General features: G+C 61.9%; 26 protein-coding genes and 2 tRNA genes. 14 read left to right on the top strand and 14 right to left on the bottom strand.

The genetic code is table 11. From position 1 onward, the window contains the following. Positions 1-21: 21 nt before the first annotated feature. The 4 genes from CQ13_RS22425 to CQ13_RS22440 form a co-directional block, all read right to left on the bottom strand. Positions 22-600: an HdeD family acid-resistance protein gene (locus tag CQ13_RS22425; protein WP_057845009.1), complete on the bottom strand. Its 579-nt coding sequence runs from the start codon at positions 598-600 to the stop codon at positions 22-24. Between the two features lie 107 nt (positions 601-707). Then, the gene (locus CQ13_RS22430) at positions 708-1,751 is read right to left on the bottom strand and encodes a PrsW family glutamic-type intramembrane protease (protein ID WP_057845010.1); all 1,044 of its coding nucleotides are present in this window, start codon (positions 1,749-1,751) and stop codon (positions 708-710) included. 109 nt (positions 1,752-1,860) lie between these two features. Continuing rightward, positions 1,861-3,075 carry an MFS transporter gene (locus CQ13_RS22435; protein ID WP_057845011.1) on the bottom strand — a complete coding sequence of 405 codons (1,215 nt, stop codon included), beginning with the start codon at positions 3,073-3,075 and terminating at the stop codon, positions 1,861-1,863. 18 nt (positions 3,076-3,093) lie between these two features. Next, positions 3,094-4,326 (bottom strand): Zn-dependent hydrolase, encoded by a 1,233-nt coding sequence (locus CQ13_RS22440; RefSeq protein ID WP_057845012.1) that lies wholly within the window; start codon positions 4,324-4,326, stop codon positions 3,094-3,096. 66 nt (positions 4,327-4,392) lie between these two features. Here CQ13_RS22440 and CQ13_RS43220 point away from each other — a divergent pair, with 66 nt between their 5' ends. Beyond that, positions 4,393-4,554 (top strand): hypothetical protein, encoded by a 162-nt coding sequence (locus tag CQ13_RS43220; RefSeq protein ID WP_156433805.1) that lies wholly within the window; start codon positions 4,393-4,395, stop codon positions 4,552-4,554. 698 nt (positions 4,555-5,252) lie between these two features. Here CQ13_RS43220 and CQ13_RS22445 read toward each other — a convergent pair. Then, positions 5,253-5,327, bottom strand: a tRNA-Glu gene (locus CQ13_RS22445). A gap of 252 nt (positions 5,328-5,579) precedes the next feature. Between CQ13_RS22445 and CQ13_RS22450 the strand changes: the two genes are divergently transcribed. Next, entirely contained in the window at positions 5,580-5,840 is a 261-nt protein-coding gene (locus tag CQ13_RS22450; protein WP_057845013.1) for a PilZ domain-containing protein, read from the top strand. A gap of 69 nt (positions 5,841-5,909) precedes the next feature. Beyond that, positions 5,910-6,140, top strand: coding sequence for a porin (locus CQ13_RS22455; protein ID WP_197427392.1), 231 nt, complete (start codon positions 5,910-5,912; stop codon positions 6,138-6,140). Between the two features lie 12 nt (positions 6,141-6,152). Here the strand turns inward: CQ13_RS22455 and CQ13_RS22460 are convergent, their stop codons facing one another. Together CQ13_RS22460 and CQ13_RS22465 are read right to left on the bottom strand one after the other, a co-directional pair. Beyond that, positions 6,153-6,812, bottom strand: coding sequence for a glutathione S-transferase family protein (locus CQ13_RS22460; protein WP_245309260.1), 660 nt, complete (start codon positions 6,810-6,812; stop codon positions 6,153-6,155). Positions 6,813-7,169: 357 nt separating this feature from the next. Then, the gene (locus CQ13_RS22465) at positions 7,170-7,622 is read right to left on the bottom strand and encodes a VOC family protein (protein ID WP_028346213.1); all 453 of its coding nucleotides are present in this window, start codon (positions 7,620-7,622) and stop codon (positions 7,170-7,172) included. A 267-nt stretch (positions 7,623-7,889) separates the two neighbouring features. Between CQ13_RS22465 and CQ13_RS43225 the strand changes: the two genes are divergently transcribed. Then, positions 7,890-8,027, top strand: coding sequence for a hypothetical protein (locus CQ13_RS43225; protein ID WP_156433806.1), 138 nt, complete (start codon positions 7,890-7,892; stop codon positions 8,025-8,027). Between the two features lie 216 nt (positions 8,028-8,243). Here CQ13_RS43225 and CQ13_RS41310 read toward each other — a convergent pair whose 3' ends face one another. Further along, positions 8,244-8,402: a Flp family type IVb pilin gene (locus CQ13_RS41310; RefSeq protein WP_082637580.1), complete on the bottom strand. Its 159-nt coding sequence runs from the start codon at positions 8,400-8,402 to the stop codon at positions 8,244-8,246. A 244-nt stretch (positions 8,403-8,646) separates the two neighbouring features. Between CQ13_RS41310 and CQ13_RS43230 the strand changes: the two genes are divergently transcribed. Both CQ13_RS43230 and CQ13_RS22470 read left to right on the top strand, forming a co-directional pair. Continuing rightward, on the top strand, positions 8,647-8,802 hold the full coding sequence (locus tag CQ13_RS43230) for a hypothetical protein (protein ID WP_156433807.1): 156 nt from the start codon (positions 8,647-8,649) through the stop codon (positions 8,800-8,802). Positions 8,803-8,939: 137 nt separating this feature from the next. Further along, positions 8,940-9,125, top strand: a complete 186-nt coding sequence (locus CQ13_RS22470; RefSeq protein ID WP_057845016.1) for a hypothetical protein — start codon at positions 8,940-8,942, stop codon at positions 9,123-9,125. A 58-nt stretch (positions 9,126-9,183) separates the two neighbouring features. Here the strand turns inward: CQ13_RS22470 and CQ13_RS22475 are convergent, their stop codons facing one another. The 3 genes from CQ13_RS22475 to CQ13_RS22480 form a co-directional block, all read right to left on the bottom strand. Beyond that, complete coding sequence (locus CQ13_RS22475; protein ID WP_057845017.1) at positions 9,184-9,378, bottom strand: hypothetical protein; 195 nt, start codon at positions 9,376-9,378, stop codon at positions 9,184-9,186. A gap of 140 nt (positions 9,379-9,518) precedes the next feature. Next, on the bottom strand, positions 9,519-9,761 hold the full coding sequence (locus CQ13_RS44520) for a hypothetical protein (protein WP_197427394.1): 243 nt from the start codon (positions 9,759-9,761) through the stop codon (positions 9,519-9,521). Between the two features lie 583 nt (positions 9,762-10,344). After that, positions 10,345-10,647 (bottom strand): hypothetical protein, encoded by a 303-nt coding sequence (locus tag CQ13_RS22480; protein WP_057845018.1) that lies wholly within the window; start codon positions 10,645-10,647, stop codon positions 10,345-10,347. A 38-nt stretch (positions 10,648-10,685) separates the two neighbouring features. Between CQ13_RS22480 and CQ13_RS22485 the strand changes: the two genes are divergently transcribed. The 8 genes from CQ13_RS22485 to CQ13_RS22520 all read left to right on the top strand — a co-directional run bounded on the left by CQ13_RS22485 (position 10,686) and on the right by CQ13_RS22520 (position 14,906). Then, positions 10,686-10,925, top strand: a complete 240-nt coding sequence (locus tag CQ13_RS22485) for a hypothetical protein (RefSeq protein WP_057845019.1) — start codon at positions 10,686-10,688, stop codon at positions 10,923-10,925. A 168-nt stretch (positions 10,926-11,093) separates the two neighbouring features. Beyond that, positions 11,094-11,855: an SIR2 family NAD-dependent protein deacylase gene (locus CQ13_RS22490; protein ID WP_057845020.1), complete on the top strand. Its 762-nt coding sequence runs from the start codon at positions 11,094-11,096 to the stop codon at positions 11,853-11,855. Positions 11,856-12,053: 198 nt separating this feature from the next. Continuing rightward, positions 12,054-12,719: a cold-shock protein gene (locus CQ13_RS22495; protein ID WP_057845021.1), complete on the top strand. Its 666-nt coding sequence runs from the start codon at positions 12,054-12,056 to the stop codon at positions 12,717-12,719. A 130-nt stretch (positions 12,720-12,849) separates the two neighbouring features. Beyond that, entirely contained in the window at positions 12,850-13,350 is a 501-nt protein-coding gene (locus CQ13_RS22500) for a DUF192 domain-containing protein (protein ID WP_430649707.1), read from the top strand. A gap of 62 nt (positions 13,351-13,412) precedes the next feature. Next, positions 13,413-13,489 (top strand) — tRNA-Pro (locus CQ13_RS22505). 118 nt (positions 13,490-13,607) lie between these two features. Then, positions 13,608-14,150: a CAP domain-containing protein gene (locus tag CQ13_RS22510; RefSeq protein WP_430649708.1), complete on the top strand. Its 543-nt coding sequence runs from the start codon at positions 13,608-13,610 to the stop codon at positions 14,148-14,150. A gap of 214 nt (positions 14,151-14,364) precedes the next feature. Then, complete coding sequence (locus tag CQ13_RS22515; RefSeq protein WP_057845023.1) at positions 14,365-14,589, top strand: hypothetical protein; 225 nt, start codon at positions 14,365-14,367, stop codon at positions 14,587-14,589. Between the two features lie 125 nt (positions 14,590-14,714). Then, entirely contained in the window at positions 14,715-14,906 is a 192-nt protein-coding gene (locus CQ13_RS22520) for a hypothetical protein (protein ID WP_156433808.1), read from the top strand. Between the two features lie 24 nt (positions 14,907-14,930). Here the strand turns inward: CQ13_RS22520 and CQ13_RS22525 are convergent, their stop codons facing one another. The 3 genes from CQ13_RS22525 to CQ13_RS22535 form a co-directional block, all read right to left on the bottom strand. Beyond that, positions 14,931-15,557, bottom strand: coding sequence for an ABC transporter permease (locus CQ13_RS22525; protein ID WP_245309261.1), 627 nt, complete (start codon positions 15,555-15,557; stop codon positions 14,931-14,933). Positions 15,558-15,694: 137 nt separating this feature from the next. Further along, entirely contained in the window at positions 15,695-16,459 is a 765-nt protein-coding gene (locus tag CQ13_RS22530; protein WP_057845025.1) for an ABC transporter permease, read from the bottom strand. Next, positions 16,456-17,259: an ABC transporter ATP-binding protein gene (locus CQ13_RS22535; RefSeq protein ID WP_057845026.1), complete on the bottom strand. Its 804-nt coding sequence runs from the start codon at positions 17,257-17,259 to the stop codon at positions 16,456-16,458. Before CQ13_RS22535 ends, CQ13_RS22530 begins: the two co-directional genes overlap by 4 nt. Between the last annotated feature and the right edge of the window lie 2 nt (positions 17,260-17,261).

The raw sequence follows: 17,261 nt of genomic DNA on the forward strand, positions 1-17,261 counted from the left end.
GTCATCCCATAATCGGCGGCGTCAGGACTTGCGCGCGGCGAGCGCTATGCCGACCAGTGACACGCCGCCGAGCACGAGATTGATCCCGACCAGGAGGCCGATCGCCCATTCCGCCGAACCCGGCAGGCCGGCGATGATGATGAATGCGATCAGGAGGTCCATCACGCCTGAGATCAGCAGCCAGGACCAGCGCTCCGACAATTCGCGGCGGTGGTTCAATGCGTACATGATGCTGACGACGCCCTCGGCCAGAAAATACGCGCCGACCACGATGGTGAGCGTGAGGACGCCCTGCGCGGGCCGCGCCAGCAAAATCCCGCCGGCGAGAACGGCCAGCGCCGCCGAAAGCAGCGACCACCAGAAGCCCGGCATCTGCCGCGCCCAGTAAGTGACGAACAGTCCGGCAATGCCGCTGATCAGAAACATCCAGCCGAGGAAGATGGTAACGGCGAGGCTTGCCAGCGGCGGCACGATCATCGCAGCCAGGCCGAGCAGGGCGAGCACGATGCCTTCGAACAGGAAGGCCTTCCAGTGCGCCTTCACCGCGGCATTCATTTCGGACTGCAGTTTTCCGATGTCCGGGGGAATATCTTGGGTCATTGGAGACTCCCCATGCCTGCCGCGCCGAGTATCCAATATACCCGGTACGCCGCCTGTGGGTAAAATTGCCAGCTTTTTAAGCGAGATCAACGACTGACGGATGACGTTCAGCCCGGCTCAGGCGCGGACGAAAATCCGTCCGAGGACGTTCTGATGCGATTGCGGCCGAACACATAGACAGCCGAGGTCGCCAGCAACAGCGCCAGGCCTATCAAGATGGAGGTCATGCCGAGCGGAATGAGAAGCAGCGAGGCGTTGCGCTCCGGACTGATGAACCAATGATGAAGCGAGGTCAGGACGAAAGCCGCGCCCGCGAAGCCCGCACCGCTGCCCACGAGCAGCAGGGCCCACATCCGCCGCAACTGGCTCAGCCGCTCACGCGCGATCTCGGTGCGCGGGGCATGATGGCGGCCGACGCGCCGTACCAGCCGAATGGCAAACCCGATCGAACTGAAACCGATGAGCAGGCTTGCCGCCCCCAGCAGCATTCGCACGTTGGGGCCGAGATCTGGATGTTTCTGCAGCGTCAGCAGCGGAAAATCGAATGCTGCATGCAGCGCGACCGGCGCGAACAGCGCCAGCGCCCAGCTCGAGATCCGCGCCCAGTCGCGATGATGGCGATGTGCACCCAGCGCGGTGCCGGCGCGCGCGATCGCGATATAGGCGCCTGCGATGATGCCGAGTGCGCCGTGAAACGGCACCGTCAACACGCTGCGCAAAGCGGCCAGCGACCGCCACATGTCGGCGTGCTGCACGAGATAGGCGAGGTTTTCGTAGGCCGCGAAGCCGAGGCCTGCGGCCGCACCGTAGACCACCGTGTCCATTGGGTCCGCAAACGCACGGCGGCGCACCGGCAATGACACTAGAATGATCACGAGGACCTTCACGATCTCTTCGGGCGCGGCGACCCCGAATATCGAACGCAGGCCTTGCGTCATCCAGGGGTTTCCCGGCACCGCAAGGATCGCGGCAAACGGAGCGCGCGCAACGCCCAACAGAGAAATGCTGGCGGCCCCGAGTACGAAAGCGAGCCACACCCGCGCCGGCGGGCCGGGGCGCTCATCGGCGGCGATAACAAGCCATAGCACCAGCAACGCCGGCGCGATGGCGGCAACGCCGATCGATGTGGGGAGGGCCTGAAGCAACAACATCTGCGGAAATTTACCTCATGTGAGCGTAAATGGCCGCAAATCCAGCCGTTTGCAAGAAAGTCAGACGCGACTCCTTGTCACCAAGGAACCCGGCCGAATCCGGCATCGCTCAGGCTGCGGCCCGTTGGCCGATCTTGCCCTGTACCACCAGCAATCCTGCCAGCGCGACCAGCGCGAAGCCGGCGCCGGCCAGGAACGTGCCCTGCGGCCCTGCAATATCCCAGAGTGCGCCGGCAACGACGCTGGCCGCGAGCATCGCTACGCCGCCGACCAGGTTGAAGAATCCGTAAGCCGTGCCGCGCAACTCGGCCGGCGCAGTATCCGCAACGAGCGCGGCCAGCAGTCCCTGCGTCAGTCCCATGTGCAGGCCCCAGAGAATGACGCCCAGCGCAACACCGCCCACCGACGGCAGCAACGCCAACGCGATGTCGGCGGCAACCAACACCAGTATGCCGCTCGCCAGCACGGCCGTGCGGTTCATGCGATCCGAGATGACGCCGGCGGGGTAGGCTGCGAGGGCATAGACGATATTCATGGCCACCAGCACGGCGGGCACGAGCGCGATCGGCACTCCGACATTCTGGGCGCGGAGAACGAGGAAGGCCTCGCTGAAGCGCGCCAGCGTAAACACGCTCGCGACCGCCACCACCCACCAATAGGCCGGCCCCAGGTTTTTAATCTCGGCCAGGCTGATCGGATTGCGCACGGTGCGCAGCGCCCGCGGCCGCTCCGGCTCACGCACGGCGAAGACGATCAGCGCCAGCGCCAGGAAGGCAGGAATTACGGCAACCCAGAACACTGCCTTGAAGTTGTCCGATGTCCACCACATCAGGGCGATGGCGAGCAGGGGGCCGACGAAGGCGCCGACCGTGTCGAGCGATTGGCGCAGCCCGAAGCTCGCGCCGCGCAGATCAGCCGGCGAGAGATCGGCCACCAGCGCATCACGCGGGGCGCCGCGAATGCCTTTGCCGATCCGGTCGACGAAACGCGCGGCCACCAGCCAGCCGACGGATGGCGCCAGCGGAAACACCGGCTTGGTGAAGGCCGCGAGACCGTAACCGATGGCAGCTAACCATTTGCGTTTGCCGAGCCAGTCCGAGAGCGCGCCGGAGAAGATTTTTGTGATGGAGGCGGTCGCCTCGGCGATGCCTTCGATGACGCCGACCGTCACCATCGATGCGCCGAGGACCGAGACCAGGTAGATCGGCAGCAGGGCGTGGATCATCTCCGACGAGATGTCCATCAGCATCGAGACGAAGCCCAGCACCCATACGCTGGCCGGAATGTCCCTGATCGAATAGGCCGGCCTGGTTTCAGCAACCATGTCGCATCTCGCGTCGCCTCATTGCGCCAACAGCCGCCGGCAGGCGTCAACGAAGACCTCTGCCCCGGTAACGATGTCGGCGTCGGCGGTGTTCTCGGTCCAGTGATGCGAAATGCCGCCGATCGAGGGCACGAACAGCATGCCGGCCGGCATGACGGTTGAGAGAATCTGGGCGTCGTGGCCGGCGCCGCTCGGCATGCGAAGCGACTTGCCATCGGCGAAAGCTGCGCTGGCAGCCTCGATGGCCTGCTGGAATGAGCCATCCATCCGCGCGGGCGTCCCGGTGCGGATGCGCTCCACCGCGACGGCGCAGCGGCCTTGGGCGTTGACCTCTGCGGCCATGCTGTGGAGCAGTTCCTCCAGCCGCGCAATCACGGCAGGATCATCGTCGCGAATCTGGAACAGCATTTCCGCCGCGCCCGGGATGATGCTGGGCGCACCGGGATCGAGCGTGATGCGGCCGGTGGTCCACACCGTGCGTGGGCCGCAGGCGGCGGGGAAACGATTGTCGACATCGACGCAAAATCTGGCGAGTGCGAGGCCGGCGTCCCGGCGAATGGCCATCCGCGTGGTGCCGGCGTGGTTTTGTTCGCCCGTGAAGGTGATGCGGTATTGCCATATCCCGACGATGGACGTGACGATGCCGATTTTGAGGCCACTGCTTTCCAGCGTCTCGCCCTGCTCGATATGGGCTTCCAGATAGCCGATATGCCGCCCTTGTTCGCACCGCACGCGGACGCGGCCGGCAAGGCCCGCGTCGCGTAGCGCGTCACGCATGCTCCTGCCATTGTTGCGATCGCGCGCGGCGTCGATATCGGCTTCGGTGACGCCGCCGGCATAGGACCGGCTGCCGAGGAAGTGTCCGAAATGGCCTTCCTCGTCGCACCACGCCGCGACTTCGACGACGCCCTCTATATTCGGGTCGGGATTGATGACGCGGGCGGCTTCGAGCGCATAGACCACGCCGAGCGGTCCATCGAGCCAGCCCGCGTGGTTTTGGCTTTCCAGATGCGATCCCGCCAGCAGCTTCGGCCCGCTTTTCGTGCTGGTGCCGAGCACGTTGCCGATACCGTCGATCTCGCCCGCGAGGCCGGCCTCGGGAAGCTGCTGCACCAGCCACGCCAGCGAGCGCAGATGCGGTTCGGAGAAAGTCGGCTTGTGAACGCCGGTCTTGTAGGCGCCGATGGCGCGCAGCGCGTTGAGATCGGCGAGCACGCGGTCGCTATCAACGCGCGAGGAAATGTCAGCCATGCTTCCCGTAGTTCTCCGGAGTAGAACAAAGTTCCCATTGCCGTTCTCGGAGTAGAACAAAGTTCCGTGAACGTCGCCAGCAGCTTTACTTATCTTCCGGAAAGCCAAGCCAATGCAATGTTTGCTGGCGATGCCACGTTCACGAACGCCGTCACCGCGCCATCTGCTGTTCTGGTCTTCTCCTTAAACGTGCAGTCATGCATTCTTTCCGCACAAGCTGTGGAGTGACCAGACGCCTTGCGTCGGAGAATCGCCGAATATGATTATCATGGCTGCAGCAATTATCGCGATGGCCGTTTCGACCTTTCCGATCCGGGAAACTCGACAGCCTGGTTCGGGGCGAATCGAAAGGCGCCTTGCGTCTCAGGCGTCGAAAGTCGCGCCGACGGGCTAAGAGAGATCGCTTAGCTGTCTGCCGGACGTGGGTTTTCGCTCACGCGGTTTTTCATGGCGGCGACGACATCGTTTGCGAACGCAATTTGAGGATGGATTAGTGCCGGACCTTCAGGATCGGTCGATGCCGGGCAATGCCTTCGATGGCTTCGCTGGGGTTAACTTTCGTGGGCCGTCCATTGGCGAAAAGGCCGCCACAAGTGGCGGCCTTTCGAAGTTCTTTCGGTCGTCAGCAACTTGATCGCGCCGACGACGATGCGCTTCGCTTTTTTCGCCGCACAGGATAATTCCCATAAATTCGCGTCGACCGTCCGTCAGGTATCCGGCGGGAAGTAGCACCGCAACGTAAAGCGGAGTGCGAGGTAAAGCGCGACACAAGTTGTGAATGCAATAGCAGCCGTATCCATTTCCCTGTCCCTCATTACATACGCGCCGCGGCCCGTTTGCCGGAACCTGCGGACGATGGGGAACCTGAGCTGTGAAAATGGTTGCCTTAAGCCTTGAACGTGGTCGGCTTGGGCTTTGCAACGTGATGGCGCTCCCTAGCGGAATCGAACCGCTCTCTCCACCGTGAAAGGGTGGCGTCCTAACCGATAGACGAAGGGAGCAAGAACAACAGGAAAATCAAGGTGTTAGCGCTTGATGGGCCGTGTTGGCCGCCGGCCGTCCATGCTTGATGGGGGCGGCGACGGGCGAACGTATAGTGGCGTTTGAGCGGGTGGGCAAGCCGCTCGGAAAGACGTTTCTGCAGCCGCTTTGCGCCTCCATCGGAGTCCCGGCCGCGCCACGAGGCACGCCGCGCCGAGCAACGGATTCTAAAGCCGCATGGTGTAGGGCTGTCTCGGGGGGACCTTTTCGACATGACTTTGCTATCAAGCAAGAAGCGCGACGCGCGCAAATCATTGAGTCAACCCGGGTGGATCACGTTCGAAGGCGGTTTTGCCGCGCGCCAATGCGTGGTGCAGGATTTGTCCGCAACGGGGGCGAAGGTCACGATCGACGATCCCAACACGTTGCCGGCGAAATTGCGGCTGGCGTTTTCGCGCGACGCCAGGACCGGGCGCCGCTGCGAAGTGGTCTGGCGCCGCGGCAAATCGGTCGGCATCAAGTTCACCCGCTAATCTGGCACCGATCCGCGAGAAACGATAAAAGGCGGGATGCGAAAATCCCTCCTGGTAATGATCGCCATAATGACCGCCGTGGCGCTGTCTTCGGTTGCCTCGGTCGCGGAACAACCCCGTCCTCAGAAGCTCGACAAAGCTCCCGCGTCGGGCAAGTCGCTGCCGCTGAAGCGCCCAAGGTCGGCCAATGCATGCGCGGAATACGGCGCGGGCTTCGTCAGAATCGAAGGCACCAACACCTGCATGAAAATCGGCGGCGCGGTGAGCGTCGGAGCGGGGGTGTCCGGCGGCTCGCGTTGAGACGATTCGCGCTTACGTCATCGGCGGCGCGATGAACTGCGTGAACCCTGGGCGGACGGCGAGCTGCGAAAACCAGCGTTCGAGGTTCGGCAGTTTCGGTTTTGTCACGCCTTCAACGCCGAACCAGCGCCGCGCAAAGGCGCCGAGCGCGATGTCGGCGATGGTGAACTGATCGCCCTCGATAAAGCGCCGCGTCGCCAGTTGCGCCTCGACGATCTGCCACACCGCGGCTTCGGCATCGACATCCTTCTGGATCGCGACCATGTCGCGCTTTTCGATGGGCGTGCGCACCAACGCCCAGAACACCGGCCGGTCGAGCGGCTGCAGCGTCGACAGCGTCCAGTCGAGCCAGCGATCAACGCCGGCGCGCGCCTTCGGCTGCGAGGGATAGATCGACGAACCTCGTTCAGATCCTTGGCCATAGGCCATGCAGAGATAGCGCATCACGGAATTGGATTCCCACAGCACGTAGTCGCCATCGATCAGCGTGGGTACGCGGCCGTTCGGATTCATCGCCAGATAAGCAGGCTCGTCGTTCTTTCCGAACTGCATGCCGGCATCGATACGCTCATAGGCGAGATCGAGTTCGGCGAGGCACCACAGTACTTTTTGCACGTTGACCGAATTGGCCCGGCCCCAGATGGTGAGTTGTTGTTTGTTGTTGTCGGCCACGCGCATTGCTCCCGCTGATTTTTCCGATTGGCCGTTAATAGCCGAAGATCGGCAAAAAAGCGCGCTCTTGCGAGGGCTCAAGCCCAACAAAAATCGAGGCTCCGCCGCAGTGCGACAGAGCCCCGATTTCCGCGTCGGCCAATCAGTTGCCGAAGAACAGCCACAACAGAATGATCACCGGAATAGGCACGCCCAGCAACCAAAGCAGAATTCCTCGTCCCATTATCTCCTCCTCAAAATGCATTGAAGAGAAAACGCGTTATGTCATGGCCCGTTCCTTATGCAGAAAAGAACCCGAGTGAAGGAACGTTTATGCCAGCTCGGATGACGGACGTGGACGAAGAAATTGTACGAGGCCTACCAGTGACCGGTGTTCGGCATCGAGGTCCACGGTTCGGCCGGCGGCTTCGGTTCGCCCTTCTGCAACAGCTCGATCGAATGCAGATCCGGTGAGCGGACGAAAGCCATGTTCCCGTCGCGTGGCGGGCGGTTGATGGTGATGCCGGCCTTCATCAGGCGGTCGCAGGTCGCGTAGATGTCGTCGACCTCGTAGGCGAGGTGACCGAAATAGCGGTCTTCGCCGTATTTCTCCTCGTCCCAATTATAGGTGAGCTCAACCAGCGGCGCGCCGCGGTTCTGGGGAGCGGCCTTGAACAGGCCTTCGTCCTCCGGCGCGCACAGGAACACCAGCGTGAACCGGCCCTTGTCGTTGTCGACCCGGCGTACTTCCTTCAGCCCCAGCGCGTCCCGGTAGAACTTCATCGCGGTATCGAGATTGCGGACTCGCAGCATGGTGTGGAGATAGCGCATGTTTGTTGTCCTCCTGAGAGCGTGTTGAGATCTTGTCTGGGTTGGGCGGTTCGGGCGGAAAATAGCAGCAAAGTGCACCAGAGGTCACCGAGAACGTGCGGACAAGATGCGGGTTCGTTCTGCAGCCGGTCGCACCGAGCGCTCTGTGGCCTCAGAAGGCCATCGATGCAGGCGAATGCGAAAGATTGGAAGCGCTCGTTGCTCAACGGTACCTTGGTTCCGAGGAACGAAACCGCTACGCCGGTTTTGAATCGAGGGAGACACCCCATGAAACAAGATCATCCGGCTGAAGAGAATGCGGCGCGGGAGGATTTGCCGACAAGGTCCGAGCGAAAGCTCGGGACTTTGACCGCTGGTGCCATTGCTCTCGTTGTCGTTGGAACAGCAATTTATTGGATCGCGTAGCCATCTGCGCGAAGGTCCCGCTCGACAGGGTCCCTACCCAGCCGAAACGGCGCGGGAGGCAAAATTGTCCCGAACACTCCCGCTACCGAGCGATATTCTTAGCAGGGTTTATCGGCGCTGCCGCGTTGGTGCTTGTTCTGGCTTTCGCTCGCTGATGCGCGCTCTGGATACTGGTAGGGCTCGCGATCCTCGCTTGCCGTGACATTTTAATCGCACCTAAATGTTCAATGCGGAAATGAGACTCTCAAGTAACGCCACGAGCCTCTCGCCGGTCATTCCGACGGCGGCGAGGATGGCCAAGGCGATAAACCCGGCGATGAGGCTGTATTCGATTGCGGTGGCGCCGCCCTCGTTGCGCAGATACTTCCCGAGCATTTCTTTTCTCTCACGCTTTGATCAAATCTTGTCGCACGCGCAAGTTGCTTTCAAGGAAACCAAGACCGTAAAATTGCAGGCTTGTTGAAGCTGCGGCTGCGGGCGGAAAGTGACTTCATCGCGGGAGCCGCGGCTTTGTTGTCGGCTTTCTTTTGCCGACCGGAACGCCGCGTTACCAGCGTGACGCCCTACACATACGCGGTTGGGCTCCTCCGTCCATTGTGGCGGCAACGGAGGATCGACCATGTACCTGCTTTATGGCGTGCTCATAGTTGCGATGGTTTTCTTCTTCGTGCTTCCCATTACCGATGCCAGGACGGCCCGGATGAAATTGTCCGTGGTGAGCAGCCTCGGCGCCTTGCTGGCGGTATCGGTTATCGTGCCGCGCCTGATGCATTAACGAGGGATATGCTTGCCTCGATACGCAACGAGCATGTCGAGCGCTGCTGCTGGGATGCGGATGTGACTGCCCGCACAGTCTCGTTCAGCGACGATCGCTAGCCTTTGCGCATCCGCTTTCTTCCTGGGAGGCTTAAGATGCTCGCGTGGGACTTACTGGTCGCGAATATGCCGACGATCGTGTGTACGGTTCGCCCTGCCTTCCGCGCTTACAAGGAAAGGCCGCAATGGGTCTGGTTCGCAGGGTTGGCCGTGCTCGCCGGCATCGGCGGTCTGCTGACGCTTGGCGTCGTGCACGCGCAACGGCTCGCTTGGCGATCGTGAGAGAGCAGGGCTGGACGCCGTCTGGCCCTCGCGCGCAAGATTGATACTTCCTGTCAAGTCAGACTTTAACGTCCACCAGCGACGGCTCGTCGGTCTGTAAATCGGCCAGGGCCGCTTCGATGGCGGCTGCCTTGGCGTGGTCGACGGCCCTTAGATCCTGATTGATCGTATGTGGCGGCGCCCTGGCGGCCTGATCGACGACGAGCTGGATTCTGGCTTGTGTCAGTTCAACCGGTATGGGGTAAATGACCATGGGTGCAACCCTCCTGATCGAAACTTGTCAGGCTCGCGTTTACGTCTTGTAAAGAGGTTGGGTTAACGGCCGGATGCTACAGTGCAAAGAGGTAAACAGAAGCTTAAAGTCTCTATGCCTGCATGCCCCGCGCAATCGCGCTAATGCATCTGTTCCAGTCGCTCGGCATAGAGGCGGAATTCCTCGGCCATCTCGATCAATTTCTTCGAAGCTTCCGGATCCTTGACGGCTTCGGCAAGCCGTCGGGCTCTGTCGGATTGTTCTCGATAGTGGTCGGCCTGGGTCATCGCAGCACCTTTTTTAGATAGGTACGGGCTGCACCAAAAAGGTTCGACGGCCGGGGAGGACGAGTAACGGTATCTTAAGAAGGCAATCGTGCTCAAGACGCACCCCCTGTTCGTTCCAGGAGAACAAAGGGAGTCTTCTCCGCTGCGATGGATGAAGGCCGAACTGTGAGCGCCCGTGCGGCCGCCAGCATGGCTGTTTTCGAAGCGCAGACCAGAAACGCGAGGACTCAACCGTCAGCGGTCCGGAAATTTTTCGCCTAATTTTTCGCTCGGCGATTTATGATAGGTCGCGATGACAACGAAGCCGGCATAGCCGATCACATTGATCAGAATTTCCATCCATGCAGGCATGAACGCACCTTTTCCCTGCGCCGAAACTCCGCAAGGGCCCCATTAGTTCCCCGCGCAATCCGACGATCAGACTTGCCCGATCGCATGGCTCGCGATCGCGCGCGCGGCCACAGCATCCGCTCGGTAACGAAAACCCGCCCACATCCGACGATGTAGGCGGGGTTATTCGTGCTTCACCTCTCGCAAGGTTGCTGCACTTATAGAAAAACGTCGTGCACTGGCTTCGTTCCTGCCGTTGCGGAATTCTCCGGCTGGCTTCGCGCGCCGTATTCGTCGGCGATAACGAGAGGATGCCGGGCAGTTTTTGCAGTGCTGTTGCCGTTCCGCTTCAACGCCAGAGCGTGGACCGGCTGGATCCATTCAGCGCGTTGGCCAAGGTCGTTTCGTAATATTCTTTGCGCTCGCGTTCGAACTTCTGCTGGGTTTTCCTGAAGCTCGCGACGCGTGCTGCTATTTCGGCACGGTCGCGCGCGAGTCTTTCTTCCTTCTCCGTCATCGCCATCCGTTTGTTGTTTGATTCGCGCCCCGCCATGATTGGCGCGCGCGAATGGGGCATGAATGGGGAAGCCTTGTGATCGCGCCGCCTGAAGCGAAGGCGGTGGATAAGGTGTGCCGCATTCTTGTCGCTCATGCGGGTTCCCGTTAGCGAAAGACAAACGGGAGGTTCCAATGGCAAAGATCGATTTGGATTCATTGAGCATCGAAGAACTCGCAGGCCTGCGCGAGCACGCCACCGACAAGTTGTTTGAAAAAGTCGCTGCACGCCGCGCCGAACTCGAAGCGGAACTGGAAAAGCTTGCGCAATACGGCAAGCTACCGGTGAAGAAGACGGAAAGCGCACCCGTGCCCAAGGCGAAGAAGTCGGAAGAAGCCAAGGAGCCGAAGGAATCGGTGGCCAAGGCAGCATGATGAGGCAGCATAACGCGCCGGTGTTACAAGGCGGCGCGGCATAAGGCGGCTTGATAAGGCCGCCTTGCCGGAGGCTGCGTGCGGCGCTGCCCGGCAGCGCGCATCGGTCTGGCAATCCGAACGACCGTGCTATAATCCGCGCGGCCCAACAATTCGGAAATATCAGCGGTGATCGCCAAGGATTTGCGCAGCGGCGTCGAGCAGCTCGGCAACATGATTGCCGAAGCCGCATGTGTCGTTCCCTTTACCGGAGCCGGCATTTCCACTGAATGCGGCATTCCGGATTTCCGCTCCCCGGGCGGCCTCTGGACGCGCAACCGCCCGATCGCGTTCGACGAATTCGTTGCAAGCGCCGACGCGCGGGCCGAGGCCTGGCGGCGACGCTTTGCGATGGAGGCAACCTTTGCCGCGGCCAGGCCCGGCCGCGGGCATCGCGCGCTGGCCTCGCTCTACAAAGCCGGTAAGACGCCGGCGATCATCACCCAGAACATCGACAATTTGCACCAGGTATCAGGCTTCAGGGCCGATGACGTGATCGAACTGCACGGCAACACGACTTATGCCCGCTGCATCGGCTGCGGACATGCCTATGATCTTCTTTGGGTAAAGCAGCGTTTCGAGGAAGCCGGCAGCGCACCCGACTGTACTATCTGCGACGAGCCGGTAAAGACGGCCACGATCTCGTTCGGACAGGCGATGCCGGAAGACGCGATGCGCCGCGCTACCGAACTGGCCCAGCATTGCGACCTGTTCCTTGCAGTCGGATCGTCGCTAGTTGTTTGGCCCGCCGCAGGTTTTCCGCTGATGGCCAAGAACTGCGGCGCGAAGCTCGTGATCATCAATAATGAGAGCACGGAACAGGACGACGTGGCCGATCTTGTCATCCGTCACGACATCGGAGAAACGCTCGGACCGTTCGTAGGCAATTGATCGCCAATTGATTCGTGGCCGTTGCAAGCCTGTTTATAGTTCTCGGCCAAATTGTTTTTTAGCTATGCGCCACAGTCGGGAGTGTTATCTTTGATTCGAGAGATTCGCGCTGCGTTATCATGATGGTCATGATAGGGCGCGTGTTCCGGTCCGCTACGGCGACAGTGGACCGCTTTTTGAAGTGTGAGGTCCGGGGTCATGGGGTCGGACGAATTTGGGTCCAAGAAGCTCGGGGGGCCGCCGACAGGCGGGACAGGGCAGAACAGGCTTGGACCGGGTGAATACGCAGCCGGCGCACAGCGCGATCCGGCGGCGGACGCGCTGTCGGGGCTCGGCGATGCCGCAGCTAACCTTGTCGAAATATCGGGCATCATCAAATGGTTCGATGCTTCGAAAGGTTACGGTTTCATCGTGCCGGACAATGGCTGGCCCGATGTGCTGCTACACGTCACCGTGCTCAGGCGCGACGGCTACCAGACCGCCTATGAGGGCGCGCGGGTGGTGGTCGAATGCGTGCAGCGCGCCAAGGGCTATCAGGCGTTCCGGATCGTCTCGATGGACGAGTCCACCGCGATCCATCCGGCGCAGATGCTGCCGCCGCGGACTCATGTCAGCGTTACGCCGACCAGCGGTCTGGAGCGGGCCCAGGTCAAATGGTTCAACCGGCTGCGCGGTTTCGGCTTCCTGACCTGCGGCGAGGGCACGCCTGACATCTTCGTCCACATGGAAACGCTGCGCCGCTTCGGCATGACCGAACTGCGGCCGGGCCAGTACGTGCTGGTGCGCTACGGGCCCGGATCCAAGGGCATGATGGCGGCGGAAATTCATCCGGAGACCGGCCCGTCGGCGCTGTCGTCGCATTGATACTGCCGTACCACTGACGCAAACGTGAGCCGGCCGTCGCGCCTCAGCGCGGCGGCCTCTGGCATTTGCCGCAATTCTCCGGTTAGGGTTCCCGGCAATTTCTCCTGAGATATCCGGCGTGAGTGCTTTGATGAATTTCGCTTTGATGGTTGCGCGGCTTCGCATCCCGGGCCGCCTGGTGACGTCGTCGCTGGCCGCTGCGTCTGCTGTGCTCTTCATCCTCTGCGCCAATCCTGCCGCGCAGGCCGCGAGCGTTCAGCCGCTCGAGATCGCCACCAAGTCAGGCGTTCGCGTGTTCCTGGTCGAGATGGCGACGACGGAGGAGGAGAAGACTCAGGGGCTGATGTACCGAAAAGAGCTTCCCGACGGCAAAGGCATGCTGTTCGATTTCTCGCCGGAGCAGCAGATCTCGATGTGGATGAAGAACACCTACATCCCGCTCGACATGATCTTCATCCGCGCCGACGGCCGCATCCTGCGAATCGCTGAGAACACCGAGCCGCTCTCCACCAAGATCATCTCCTCGGGCGGACTTGCCAGGGGGGTCCTGGAAGTGATTGCCGGCACGGCGCAAAAATACGGCATTCAGCCCGGCGACCGGGTGGCCCACCCGCTGTTCAACAAGCGCTGACCGGTTTCCATCGCCTTGATGGCTGCGGGTTTAGCGTGTATCGAGCATTTCCAGCGTCAGATCGGGGTATAGCGCAGCCTGGTAGCGCGGCAGTTTTGGGTACTGCAGGTCTCAGGTTCGAATCCTGATGCCCCGACCAATAAAATCAATGACTTGCGACGTCTTTTTCGGATTGAATCTTCCCAGCACAATTCGAAAGGGGCAGGGGAACAGTTGTGGCTGGTAGGAAGACAGTCATTCTGGTGCGGCAGGCCCTTTTGCTGGGGCTGGTGATTTGTTTTGCCGCCGCCGCGAGCCGGCCGGCGGCGGCCAATCCCGCGCAGATGATTTCTGATTTTCGGCTAAAGCACGGGCAGAAGCGCGTAACCCTGGATGCGACTCTCACACGGATTGCACACGATCAAGCCGAGGCGATGGCCGCAAAGGACAAACTGGATCACGATGTCCTTGGCCGGTTCAATACGCGTGTCGGCCCGGCGGGCGCAGGCCGGGCCGCAGAGAACATTGCGTACGGCTACGACGGTTTTCCCAAGACCCTCGACCAGTGGATCAATTCGTCCGGGCACCGGAAGAACCTCCTGTTGCCCGGTGCGACGCGCGTAGGTGTTGCCAGCGTGAAAAGCGCGCGGACCGGTCGTACGTACTGGGCCATGGTGATCGCAGGCGACTATGAGCGTCCCAAGGCGCCGAAGAGTTCGCCAAAGAGTTCGCCGAAGGATTCAAAGCAGGCAAACGCTGCGAAGTCCAAATCGGGCGCGGCTGAGGCTTGCCGACTGAAGATTCTCGGCCTTTGCATTTAGAGTTGAAATCGAGATATCGGAGTGGCTGCCTTCCGCGGCGCTCAGCGATGGTTTATGCGAGGCGTGGCGGACGCCATTGTCGATAACGCCTGCGCGTGCGCGCGACCTTTCGATACTGCAATTTCGCTTTCATGACTTGTGACATCGCCGCGAATTCGTGGCTTGCAATTTCGTTCCTGTTATGTTCCTTTTGGTCGTTCTTCGGAGGTGACCAATGGATGTCGAGAAGCAACGCGAAATCATCCGGCTCTGGAATCGCATGCGTCGGGTCGAAGGCCCGCTCGCGGAGGAAATCCGCATTCAGATCCTTGAGTGCTTTGCGCAGCCGGATTCGCCGAGCGAGCGCATGAACGAGCGGCGCGCGGTGCTGGGGCGCGTGCCGGTTCGGACCGCGCAACTGTATCGCATCTGCGAACGCAACAACAACGCAACGGTCTGACGGCTTTCGTATCCCGGCGAGGTTGATTCGACGGCCGTCAAGATTGACGAAATCGATCCGCGGTGCATGCTGCGTGCATGTTGTCGCGTGTGCGCAATCATTTCCGAGATGCGAAGTTCGCCCGCATGAGCAGCGGGACGTACTGCATCATTCGCGATCTCGGGCTGGTCAAGGGCGGCAAGGGGATGCGGCACCATGAGGTGCTCGTCACCTTCAGTCTCCGGGCGTTGTGGCGCTGGGTCGGACGTGGTTGGCGGCGCCTTATGACGGCGTCGAAGAAGCCGGAGGTTTCGGCTCGGCCTGTCGCAGACACGTAGCCGCAACTGCTCGGCTGCCGGCGATCACCGTTGCGCCGCTTGCCACGCCAGCAGTCTGTGCTCCGCTAGCGACATCGCCACCGACGTCACGTAACCGGTGACGCCAAGCAGGATGACACCGGCGAACAGGTCGGCCGAGCGGAACGCGCGGGCTGACAGCAGAACCCAATGGCCGAGCCCGTCGAGGCCGGCCAGAATTTCACAGACCACCGACAGGATCAGCGCCACCGTCAGGCTGAGGCGCATCCCAGCGAGAATGTCGGGGCTGGCGGAGGGCAGCGCGATCTTGAAGATCACGGCGAGGCGTGACATCTGCAGCGACCGCGCGACCTCGTAGAGCCGCGGCTCGACCGCCGCAAAACCATGGATGGTCGCCAGCATGATCGGCCAGATCGCACCGAAGGCGATCACGAACAGCGCCATCGCCTGGGTCAGCCCCAGCATGGCGATCGCCACCGGAATGATCGCCGAGACCGGCAGCGGCCGTAAGAACTCCAGCGACGGCGCGACATAGGTCCGCATCCTGCGCGACGATCCGATGATCGCGCCGATCGCGATGCCGGCAATGGAGGCGGCGAGCCAGCCATAGGCCATGTGTTCGAGCGTGCCGGCGAGCTTGCTCCAGAGATCGCCGGAGGAAAACCCGCGCACCAGCGAGGCCCAGGCATGAACCGCGCGGCCATCCTGTGGCGCGTGGCGAGCTTTGCGGTTGCGGCCGGGTTCGTCGCGCTATGGCAATTGATCGCCAATTTAAAACTGGTCTCGCCGGTGTTCCTGCCGGGGCCCGATCATGCGCTGTCTCCGCTCAACGCGGCGCGGCCGAACAGGCGGATCTGGGCGACGACCAGCAGGATATTCAGTGCGTAGCCGATGACGCCGATCCAGACCAGATAGGCCAGCATCAGGTCCGGGCGCAGCGCCTGCTGCGCCAGCATGATGCCGGCGCCGAGGCCCAGCGGGTTGATCGCGATTTCGACCGTCACGGCGACGATCAGCGCGATGCCGGCCGACAGGCGGAACGCGACGAAGATCCGCGGCAGCGCCGCCGGGATGATGATCTTCCAGACCCGCTGCGCCGGCGGCAGCCGCAACGCCCGCGCCACCTCCATCAGCCGCGGCTCGATGCTGCGCACCGCCGCGCGCGACAGGATCAGAACCGGCCAGACGCAGGCGAACGCCACGATCACGATCTCCATGCGGTAGCCGAAGCCGAGCGCGATCAGCGCGATCGGCAGCAGCGCAATCGAGGGAATCGGCCTGATGGCCTCGACCGTTACTTCCATCAGTCGATCGAGCGTATCTGAAATCCCGAAGGCGATGCCGAACGCCAAGCCGATGGTGGTGCCGATCGCAAGGCCTGCGAAAGCTGAAAACAGCGTGTCGCGCGTCGCCGCCAGAATCGAGAGATCGGCGAAGGCGCCGAACAGCGCCATCACGATCTCGCTCGGCGGCGCAAGGCTGTCGCTCTGCAGATGGGTGGCGCGTGCCCAGATTTCGAACGCCACCAGCACGGCGAGCGGCAGAACGAGCGCCTTGGCGGAATTCGCCGTCACTGCTCGGTGGCCTTGATGAAATCGAACAATTGCCGCCGCAGTCGCAGGAATTCCGGATGCTCGCGGGTCGACAATTGATCGCGCGGGCGCGGGAGGTTGACCGAAAGCTCGATGCCGATCCGTCCCGGATGCGGCAGCAGGCCGATGATGCGGTCGCCAAGATAGATGGCTTCGTCGAGGTCGTGGGTCACGAAGATCACAGTAGCGCCGCTGGCTGCCACCAGCGATAATACCTCATCCTGCAGTCCCTGCCGCGTCATCGCATCCAGCGCGCCGAACGGCTCGTCCATCAGAAGCGTCTTCGGCTCCTGCGCCAGGCAGCGGGCGATCTGCAGGCGCTGCTGCATGCCGCCTGACATTTCTGACGGGTATTTGCCGGCATGGCCGGGCAGGCCGACCGTGCGCAAAAGTTCCTCGATGCGGGCAAGGCGCTCGGCTGACGGCATGCCGCCCGCTTCCAGCGCCAGCGAGACATTGCCCGCCGCGGTGCGCCACGGCAGCAGCGCCTTGCCGTAGTCCTGGAACACGATCGCGATCTCGCGACGCGGCTCGTGCATCGGCTGGCCGTCGAAATTCACCTTGCCGCTGGTCGGCTGGTAAAGGCCTGCGGCCAGCCGCAGCGCCGTGGTCTTGCCGCAACCAGAGGCGCCGACGATGCAGAGGAATTCGCCGGGCGGCACCCCCAGGCTCAGATTTTCGATGATGGTTTTGCCGCCGAGTACAAGCGTCACTCCGTCAAATGCGATCTGCGACGCAGGGGTGCCGGATACGGCTTCGAGGCGTTTTGCGGCGCTTGCCATGG

Source organism: Bradyrhizobium retamae, assembly GCF_001440415.1.
Classification (GTDB): domain Bacteria; phylum Pseudomonadota; class Alphaproteobacteria; order Rhizobiales; family Xanthobacteraceae; genus Bradyrhizobium; species Bradyrhizobium retamae.

Bases quoted from the DNA above. Each gene is read 5' to 3' on its own strand.
- CQ13_RS22440 (WP_057845012.1), bottom strand. From the start codon at position 4,326: ATGGCTGACATTTCCTCGCGCGTTGATAGCGACCGCGTGCTCGCCGAT.
- CQ13_RS22470 (WP_057845016.1), top strand. From the start codon at position 8,940: ATGCTCGCGTGGGACTTACTGGTCGCGAATATGCCGACGATCGTGTGT.
- CQ13_RS43225 (WP_156433806.1), top strand. From the start codon at position 7,890: ATGAAACAAGATCATCCGGCTGAAGAGAATGCGGCGCGGGAGGATTTG.
- CQ13_RS22520 (WP_156433808.1), top strand. From the start codon at position 14,715: ATGAGCAGCGGGACGTACTGCATCATTCGCGATCTCGGGCTGGTCAAG.
- CQ13_RS22500 (WP_430649707.1), top strand. From the start codon at position 12,850: ATGAATTTCGCTTTGATGGTTGCGCGGCTTCGCATCCCGGGCCGCCTG.
- CQ13_RS41310 (WP_082637580.1), bottom strand. From the start codon at position 8,402: ATGCTCGGGAAGTATCTGCGCAACGAGGGCGGCGCCACCGCAATCGAA.
- CQ13_RS22465 (WP_028346213.1), bottom strand. From the start codon at position 7,622: ATGCGCTATCTCCACACCATGCTGCGAGTCCGCAATCTCGATACCGCG.
- CQ13_RS22480 (WP_057845018.1), bottom strand. From the start codon at position 10,647: ATGAGCGACAAGAATGCGGCACACCTTATCCACCGCCTTCGCTTCAGG.
- CQ13_RS22535 (WP_057845026.1), bottom strand. From the start codon at position 17,259: ATGGCAAGCGCCGCAAAACGCCTCGAAGCCGTATCCGGCACCCCTGCG.
- CQ13_RS22515 (WP_057845023.1), top strand. From the start codon at position 14,365: ATGGATGTCGAGAAGCAACGCGAAATCATCCGGCTCTGGAATCGCATG.
- CQ13_RS43230 (WP_156433807.1), top strand. From the start codon at position 8,647: ATGTACCTGCTTTATGGCGTGCTCATAGTTGCGATGGTTTTCTTCTTC.
- CQ13_RS22485 (WP_057845019.1), top strand. From the start codon at position 10,686: ATGGCAAAGATCGATTTGGATTCATTGAGCATCGAAGAACTCGCAGGC.
- CQ13_RS22435 (WP_057845011.1), bottom strand. From the start codon at position 3,075: ATGGTTGCTGAAACCAGGCCGGCCTATTCGATCAGGGACATTCCGGCC.
- CQ13_RS22455 (WP_197427392.1), top strand. From the start codon at position 5,910: ATGACCGCCGTGGCGCTGTCTTCGGTTGCCTCGGTCGCGGAACAACCC.
- CQ13_RS22450 (WP_057845013.1), top strand. From the start codon at position 5,580: ATGACTTTGCTATCAAGCAAGAAGCGCGACGCGCGCAAATCATTGAGT.
- CQ13_RS22475 (WP_057845017.1), bottom strand. From the start codon at position 9,378: ATGGTCATTTACCCCATACCGGTTGAACTGACACAAGCCAGAATCCAG.
- CQ13_RS22425 (WP_057845009.1), bottom strand. From the start codon at position 600: ATGACCCAAGATATTCCCCCGGACATCGGAAAACTGCAGTCCGAAATG.
- CQ13_RS22495 (WP_057845021.1), top strand. From the start codon at position 12,054: ATGGGGTCGGACGAATTTGGGTCCAAGAAGCTCGGGGGGCCGCCGACA.
- CQ13_RS22430 (WP_057845010.1), bottom strand. From the start codon at position 1,751: ATGTTGTTGCTTCAGGCCCTCCCCACATCGATCGGCGTTGCCGCCATC.